General features: G+C 72.1%; 6 protein-coding genes. 2 read left to right on the forward strand and 4 right to left on the reverse strand.

The window, feature by feature from the left end:
- Positions 1-892, forward strand: an 892-nt coding sequence (gene zapE / locus NBX02_RS08770; RefSeq protein WP_250290857.1) for a cell division protein ZapE, incomplete at its 5' end; no start/stop codon positions are given.
- A gap of 788 nt (positions 893-1,680) precedes the next feature.
- On the opposite strand, the gene treZ is transcribed toward zapE, so the two are convergent.
- Positions 1,681-3,432 carry a malto-oligosyltrehalose trehalohydrolase gene (treZ, locus tag NBX02_RS08775; protein WP_250282112.1) on the reverse strand — a complete coding sequence of 584 codons (1,752 nt, stop codon included), beginning with the start codon at positions 3,430-3,432 and terminating at the stop codon, positions 1,681-1,683.
- A gap of 275 nt (positions 3,433-3,707) precedes the next feature.
- On the opposite strand from treZ, the gene NBX02_RS08780 reads away from it, so the two are divergent.
- Positions 3,708-4,553: a histidine phosphatase family protein gene (locus NBX02_RS08780; RefSeq protein WP_250290858.1), complete on the forward strand. Its 846-nt coding sequence runs from the start codon at positions 3,708-3,710 to the stop codon at positions 4,551-4,553.
- A 200-nt stretch (positions 4,554-4,753) separates the two neighbouring features.
- On the opposite strand, the gene lysA is transcribed toward NBX02_RS08780, so the two are convergent.
- The 3 genes from lysA to NBX02_RS08795 form a co-directional block, all read right to left on the reverse strand.
- Complete coding sequence (gene lysA, locus NBX02_RS08785) at positions 4,754-6,091, reverse strand: diaminopimelate decarboxylase (RefSeq protein ID WP_250282108.1); 1,338 nt, start codon at positions 6,089-6,091, stop codon at positions 4,754-4,756.
- 434 nt (positions 6,092-6,525) lie between these two features.
- Complete coding sequence (locus NBX02_RS08790) at positions 6,526-7,104, reverse strand: beta-class carbonic anhydrase (RefSeq protein ID WP_250282105.1); 579 nt, start codon at positions 7,102-7,104, stop codon at positions 6,526-6,528.
- A gap of 71 nt (positions 7,105-7,175) precedes the next feature.
- Entirely contained in the window at positions 7,176-7,331 is a 156-nt protein-coding gene (locus tag NBX02_RS08795) for a hypothetical protein (RefSeq protein ID WP_250282103.1), read from the reverse strand.
- Positions 7,332-7,637 lie beyond the last annotated feature (306 nt).

Genomic DNA, 7,637 nt, shown 5'->3' on the forward strand with positions numbered 1-7,637 from the left:
CCGTAACAGCGGTGGGCGCAGCACCCGCCACGGCGGGCCGGTGGCCGCCGGTGCCGGCGCGGGCCCCACCCGTCCCGGGGTCTATCTCGACGGCGGCTTCGGGGTCGGCAAGACCCACCTGCTCGCCTCGCTGTGGCACGCCGCGCCGGGGCCCAAGGCGTACGGGACGTTTGTCGAGATCACCTCCCTGGTCGGCGCGCTCGGGTTCGCCCGGACAGTGGACGCGCTCGCCGGCCTGCGGCTGCTGGCCATCGACGAGTTCGAGCTGGACGACCCCGGCGACACCGTCCTCGTCTCCACGCTGCTGACCAGGCTGGTGGAGTCGGGTGTCCGGCTGGCGGCGACGAGCAACACCCAGCCGGAGGACCTCGGGGCCGGCCGGTTCGGCGCCGACGACTTCCTGCGCGAGATCCAGGGGCTGTCCGCGCAGTTCCACGTCCTGCGGGTCGAAGGTGAGGACTTCCGCCACCGCGGCCTGCCCAAGCCCCCGGTGCCCCTGGACGACCAGGAGGTCAGCCGTCGCGCCGCGGCCATCCCGACCGCCAGCGAGGATGACTTCGCCACCCTGTGCGCGCACCTGGGCGAGCTGCACCCGTCCCGCTACGGCGCGCTGGTCGACGATGTCGGCCTGGTCTGCCTGCACGGGGTGGCCCAGGTGGTCGACCAGGCGGTGGCGCTGCGGCTGGTCGTCCTCGCCGACCGGCTCTACGACCGGTCGCTGCCCGTCGCGGCGTCCGGCCTGCCCTTCGACGAGCTGTTCTCCCCGGAGATGTTCGCCGGCCCGCACCGCAAGAAGTTCCAGCGCGCGGTGTCGCGGCTGTCCGCGCTCGCCCGTGACGGCGGGTCCGACGAGATGGTCGTCCGGGAGGGCTCGGCGAGCACCGGCGGCTGACCGTCCGCCCAGCCCCCAGCCCCCAGCCGCCCGGGTGGGCGCCGCGACGGTTGTCCCGTCGCCCGGGTGGCGGGACACTTGTCGCCACACGGGCCGAGCGCGCCGGGCCGACCGAGCACCCCGGTGGACATATCGCCGGCGGATGCCGATGGATGCCGACGGATGTCGGTGGGCATCGGGGGACGCCGCCGCACCCGGCAGCCGGGTGGTGGTCGCGGCCGGGTCCGCGTCGTCGCCGGCCCGTCGCGTCGGAGGCGGCCCGGAGGGGATGGGGACGGATGACGGACTACATCGTTCTGCTGGTCGTCGTGCTGGTGCTGTCCGTCTGCATCCTCGGGCTGCTGTATCTCGTGCTGTCCGGCGCCGAGGAGCAGGACCGGCGGCTCTGACGGGAGCCGGCACGCACGCGGGCCGGCACGCACGCGGGCCGGCGCGCACACGCGGGCCGGCGCGCACACGCGGGCCGGCGCACATCGGGACGTGTCTGCACATATTCACGCGCACACATACAAGTTCGCATGTATTTGTGCGTATCAGCGTCTTCTTGTGCATGTCAACGTGGGTTCATGCGTATTCGTGCTTATTCGCGCTGATTCACGCGTATCGGCGGATGATCCGTGCGGACCGGGCAGGGGCGCACACGGCCCGCGTGGGCCCCTGTGCCGCGGGCCGCGCGTCCCCGCATGGATTCATGCCGCTCGCGGGGCGGTTTTCCCGGCCCGCGGGAAACGCGGCCCGGGGAAAACCTGTCCCGCCGGCCCGGGCCGGCGGGACGAATTCCGGCGCGTTCAGAGCAGCCGGGCGATCACGACTGACTCGGCGTCCAGTTCGATGCGTCCCGGCATGAAGGTGAAACCGGTGGCGGAGGCGGCCGGGATGTCGAAGGGCACACCCTCGACCGGCACCGGCTGGCGCCGGTCGGACAGGTTGCACACGACGGCGACCTGCCCGCGGCGCAGCACGAACCACCGGGCGTCCTCGTCGAAGGTGCAGTGCACCTTCGGCAGGGCGGGGTCGGTGAGGCCGGGCAGGGTCCTGCGCAGCGCGGTCAGCCGCCGGTGCCACTGCAGCAGCCCGGCGTGCCGGGGGACGCTCAGCTGCGACCAGTCGAGCCTGGAGCGGGCGAACGTCGCCTCGTCCTGGGGGTCGGGGATCTCGTCGGGCCCCCAGCCGTGCGCGGCGAACTCGCCGCGGCGGCCCTTGCGGACGGCGTCGGCCAGGCCCGGCGCGTCGTGGTCGCTGAAGAACTGCCAGGGCGTGGTCGCGCCCCACTCCTCGCCCATGAACAGCATCGGCGTGAACGGGGAGGTCAGCAGCAGCGCGGCCCCGACCTTGAGCAGGCCGGGGCTCAGCGTCGCGCTCGCCCGGTCGCCGACCGCCCGGTTGCCGACCTGGTCGTGGTCCTGGAGGAACGTGATGAACCGGTGGGCGGGCAGGTGGCCCGGCACCGGGCGGCCGTGGGAGCGCCCCCGGAACGTCGAGTACGTCCCGTCGTGGACGAACGCGTGCTCCATCGCCTTGGCGAGGGTGGCGAGGCTGCCGAAGTCGCTGTAGTACCCCTGGCGCTCGCCGGACAGCGCCGCCCACAGGGCGTGGTGGACGTCGTCGCACCACTGCGCGTCCAGGCCGTACCCGCCGGCTTCGCGGGCGGTGACCACCCGGGGGTCGTTCAGGTCGGACTCGGCGATGACGAACAGCGGCCGGCGCTGCTGGGCGGCGAGGCTGTGCACCGCCGTGGTGATCTCCTCCAGCAGGTGGACGGCCCGGTTGTCGGCGAAGGCGTGCACCGCGTCCAGCCGCAGGCCGTCGCAGTGGTAGTGCCGCAGCCAGCCGAGCGCGTTGTCGACGATGAACGCCCGGACCTCGTCCGAGCCGGGCGCGTCGAGGTTGACCGCGGGCCCCCAGGGCGTGACGTGGGAGTCGGTGAAGTAGGGGCCGAACCGGGCCAGGTAGTTGCCGTCCGGCCCGAGGTGGTTGTAGACCACGTCCATGATCACGCCGATGCCCCGGCTGTGGGCCGCGTCCACGAAGCGCTTGAGCCCGTCCGGGCCGCCGTAGGGCTCGTGGACGGCGTAGAGGTCCACGCCGTCGTACCCCCAGCCGTGCCGGCCGGCGAAGGCGTTGACGGGCAGCAGCTCGACCGCGTCGACCCCGAGCGCCACGAGGTGGTCGAGTCGTCCGATGGCTGCGTCGAAGGTGCCTTCCGGGGTGAACGTGCCGATGTGCAGCTCGTAGAGGACGCTGCCGGCGAGCGTGATGCCCCGCCAGGCACTGTCGGACCAGGGGAACAGCGAGTGGTCGACCAGGCGGGAGCGGCCGTGGACGCCGTGCGGCTGCCAGGCCGAGCGCGGGTCGGGCAGCTCGTCGACGTCGCCGTCGACGAGGAAGGCGTAGTCGGTGCCGTGCCCGGCCGCGGGCACGTTGACCCACCACCAGCCGCCCTCGTCGGTCATCATCTCGTGGATGGTTTCGCGACCGTCCGTGCTGGTGGCTACACCTACCGTCTTGGCATCTGGCACCCACACGCGGAAAGTGCTCATCGGTACTGTCTACCCGTTGTCGATTGCATGAGCATCTGTGATCTCGATTTCACGGCGCCGTTACAGGTGTGGTGTCGCGTATCTACCTGACGTTCCGGTTGACGTTGCGTCGAGCGGCCCTCCGCTGATCGTGCGATCGTGTGATCGCCCCGGTTTCGTCCTGCCCCATGTCTCAGGGCAGCATGGATCGGGTCCGTCCCGCCGGGGTTTCGGCTGGTTCCGGGACGGATCACGACCCGGTTGTCGCGGCTGTGTTCAAGTATTGCGGATACGCTGTGATCGTGCACATAGCGACAGCAGATGGTGCCGCCGCGTGGGGCGTGCCGGCGGAACTCGTCGTGGTGCGGCACGGGCAGAGCATCGGCAACGCGGCCCTCGCCGCGGCCGAGGCCGCCGGTGCGTTCGACACCGGTGTCACCGAGCGGAATCCCGACGTCCCGCTGTCGCCGCTCGGCCGGGAGCAGGCCGGCGACCTCGGCCGCTGGTTCGCCTCGCTGCCGCCGGAACGTCTCCCGCAGGTCGTGCTGTCCTCGCCGTACGCCCGCGCGCACGACACCGCCCGTGCCGTGCGCGACGAGCTGGCCCGCGCCGGCCACCCGCTCCCCCCGCCGCGCCTCGACGAGCGGCTGCGAGACCGTGAGACGGGCGTGCTGAACGGGCTGACCTCGGCCGCCAGGCAGGCCCGGTTTCCCGACGAGGTGCGGCGGCGGGCCCATCTCGGGGAGCTCTACTACCGGCCGCCGGGCGGTGAGTCCCTCACCGACGTGGCGCTGCGGCTGCGCAGCTTCCTGCGGGACGCCTGCCGGGAGCAGGCCGGCCGCCGGGTGCTCGTCGCCGCGCACGACGCCGTCGTGATCATGTTCCGGTTCGTTCTCGAGGGCCTGACCGAGGCCGAGCTGGTGGCGCTGAGCGGTTCGGTCGCCAACGCGTCCGTCACCCGCTGGGTGGCGGACGCCGGACGGCTGCGCCTGGCCGAGTACAACCTGACCGGCCATCTCCGGAGCGGCCGGATACCCGAAGAGCACCCGCGCGGCGGCCGTCCCGCCAGCGAGCATCCCCCCAGCGGCCGTCCCGCCAGCGGCCGTCCCGCCAGCGGCCGTCCCGGCGCCGGTACCGGCTGACGGCGCGGGGCTGCCCGTCCCACGGCGGCATCGGAGACCCGCACATGTCCCCGCGAACAGCGGCACGCGTCGGGAGAAGATCGGCGCGAGTTTGTCACTGTGTACGCTGACGCGGCCAAAAGCGCGCACGACAACAAACTCGCGCCGAGCATGTCCTGCGCGGGTGGTTGCGGACAGGATGCGTGCCGCCTGGCCGGCGTTCAGCTGGCGGGCTCGGTTTCCAGAACGGCGTCTTCCAGGGCGGTGTCCAGTTCCGCGTGGACGAGGTCCTCGTAGGTCTCGCGGCGCCGGATCAGCCGGACGTCCCCGCCGTCGACCAGCACCTCCGCGGGGCGGGGCAGGCTGTTGTAGTGGCTGGCCATCGTCATGCCGTAGGCGCCGGCGGTGAAGACGGCCAGCACGTCCCCGGGCCGCAGCGGCGGCAGCAGCCGGTCCTTCGCGAGGTAGTCGCTGGACTCGCACACCGGGCCCGCGACGTCGTAGCGTGTCAGGCCCGGCTGGTCGTGCTCGCCGGTACGGCTCACCGGGGACAGGCCGCCCTGCGGCCGGGCCGGCCACAGGAAGTGGAACGTGTCGTAGAAGGCGGTCCGGATCAGGTGGCTCATCCCGGTGTCGGTGATCACGACGTTCCGTGAGCCGGAGGTCTTCAGGTAGCGCACGCCGGCCAGCAGCACGCCGGCGTTGGCCGCGATCGAGCGGCCGGGCTCCATGACGACCGTGCCGCCGGCGGCCACGAAGGAGCGCAGCTTCGGCGCGATCACGGCGGCGAAGTCCGGCCATCCCGGGACGCCGGCTCCCTCGTAGTCCGCGGGGAAACCGCCGCCGATGTTGATCGTCGGGACGGGGGCGCCGTCGGCGGTCAGCTTCTCCGCCAGGGTCAGCACCTTGTCCAGGGCGTCGCCGTAGGCCCGCGGGTCGAAGATCGGGGAGCCGATGTGGAAGTGCAGGCCCGCCGGCCGCAGCCAGCGGTCCTCCACGGCCAGCCGGTACACCTCGTGCACCTGGTCGAGGTCGATCCCGAACTTGCCGCCGCGGCGCCCGGTCGTGGTCTTGGCCGGGGTGCGGGAGCCGGCCGCGACGTCCGGGTTGACCCGCACGGCCGCCCCCACCGGCAGCTGGCAGTCGGCCGCCGCCCGGGCGAGGGCGCGCATCTCACCCTCGGACTCCACGTTGACGCAGCGGATGCCGGAGCGCACCGCGTACCGCAGCTCCTCGTCGGACTTGCCCACGCCGGCGAAGACGATCCGCGGCGCGGGCACCCCGGCCAGCAGCGCCCGGTACAGCTCGCCGCCGCTGACGACGTCCACACCGGCGCCCGCCGCGGCGAGGCCGCGCAGCAGGTGGATGTTGCTCAGCGCCTTGGCCGAGAAGCAGATCAGCGGCTTGAGCTCGGCGAACGCGTCCGCCACCTGCCGCAGGTGGGTGACGAGGGTGCCGTGCGAGTACACGTAGACCGGCGTGCCGAAACGGGCCGCGATCTCCTCCATGGCGACGTCCTCCACGTACAGCACGCCGTCCCGGTACGCGAAACGATCCAATGCCTTCTCCCGGATGATGAGTCACGCACCATGGCGATCGTCGCGAGCTGGGGTGGTGCCTGCCCGCAGCACCCCGGACGGCCGGGATCCCGCGGGCAGGTGGCGGCCTGAACCTCCGGTTCACGGCCGCGCCGACAGGCACGCTCCAGCGTGCGGCTCGCCGTCGACAAGCCGGTGCGCTTGTCGTCGACGGGCCGGTGGAGGTGCCCGGGCGAGGCGGATCAGACCCACCGTCCGACGTACCCGCGACCCGGGGCGCAGGTTCAGCGCCGACCCGCCCAGAATACTGAAGCCGCCCCGGTTTGACCGCACCCCGGGCCTTTGACCGCCGCGTGCGGGCCGGCTCAGGCGCACGGCCGGCCTGTGCCGCCTCGCCGGTCCCGGCCGGCCTGTGCCGCCTGCCGCCTGTGATCCGGGCTATGAGGCGGTCCGGGCTATGAGGCCCGGCCGGCTTCGGTGGCGGTCGGGACCTCGACGAGCAGGCCGCTCTTGACGTCGTAGATGTAGCCGTAGATCGGGATACGCCCGGGGACGAGCGGGTGGCTGCGGACCCGGCGGACGTCCTCGGTCACGCTGGTGGCCTGGTCGGAGATCGTCAGCCAGTCGATGTAGTCGCCCTCACGGGCGCCCGGGCCGGTGCCGACGTCGTGGAAGCCCTGGTCGCCGAGGGCGGCGGTCTCCAGGCTGTTGGCGAGCAGGCCGCGGATCACCTCGTCGGTGAAGAACTCCATCCCGCAGTCGCTGTGGTGGATGACGAACCACTCCTTGGTGCCCAGCAGCTTGTACGAGATCACCAGCGAGCGGATCGCGTCGTCGCTGGCGCGCCCGCCGGCGTTGCGGATCACGTGGGCGTCGCCCTCGCTGAGCCCGGCGTACCTGGCCGGGTCCAGCCGGGCGTCCATGCAGGTGAGAATGGCGAAGCCCCGCGCCGGCGGCAGGGCCAGCTCGCTCTTGTCACCGAACGAGGCGGCGTACTCGGCGTTGGCCGCGATGACTTCAGGCAGAACAGACATCTGCAACGCTCCTTTGACGTGGTGACTGATCTGTTGACGTGTCTGTTGACGTGGTGACCGGTCTGTCAGCGTTACGCGGCCGGAATCCCTGTCCGGAATCCCGGTACGGCTGGAACTACGCGGTACGGCGGCTCCTCGGGAAACACGTCGGCCTCGTCGACGCAGCCGAACGTCCAGTTCGTGTCACGCGCCAGGCCGTACCGGTCGCCGCGGGAGAGCCTGGGCATCGGGAGATCTCCTTTGCCGCCGGAATACTCACGTTTGTCTACGCAGTCAGTAGACAAGGTGGACAATGAACTGTCAAGGACTCCTAAGAACTGCTCGCGGCGTGTGCCGGCCGAAGCCCGTCGGCATCATCAAGAGTGAATCTTGCGGAAACCGCTGGCCGGACAGCTCCGTGTCATTCCGGTTCGGACGGGTATGCCCGGGAAAGCCGGCCCGCCGGACGCCCGCACCGCGGGGTCGGACGCGCCGTGCCGGGCCGCGGGCTGTCCGTGCCGTCGGCCTGCCCTGTCAGGCTGCGGGGGGTGGCG

The sequence above is a fragment of the Protofrankia sp. CiP1_Cm_nod1 genome (assembly GCF_920888515.1).
Taxonomy (GTDB): domain Bacteria; phylum Actinomycetota; class Actinomycetes; order Frankiales; family Frankiaceae; genus Protofrankia.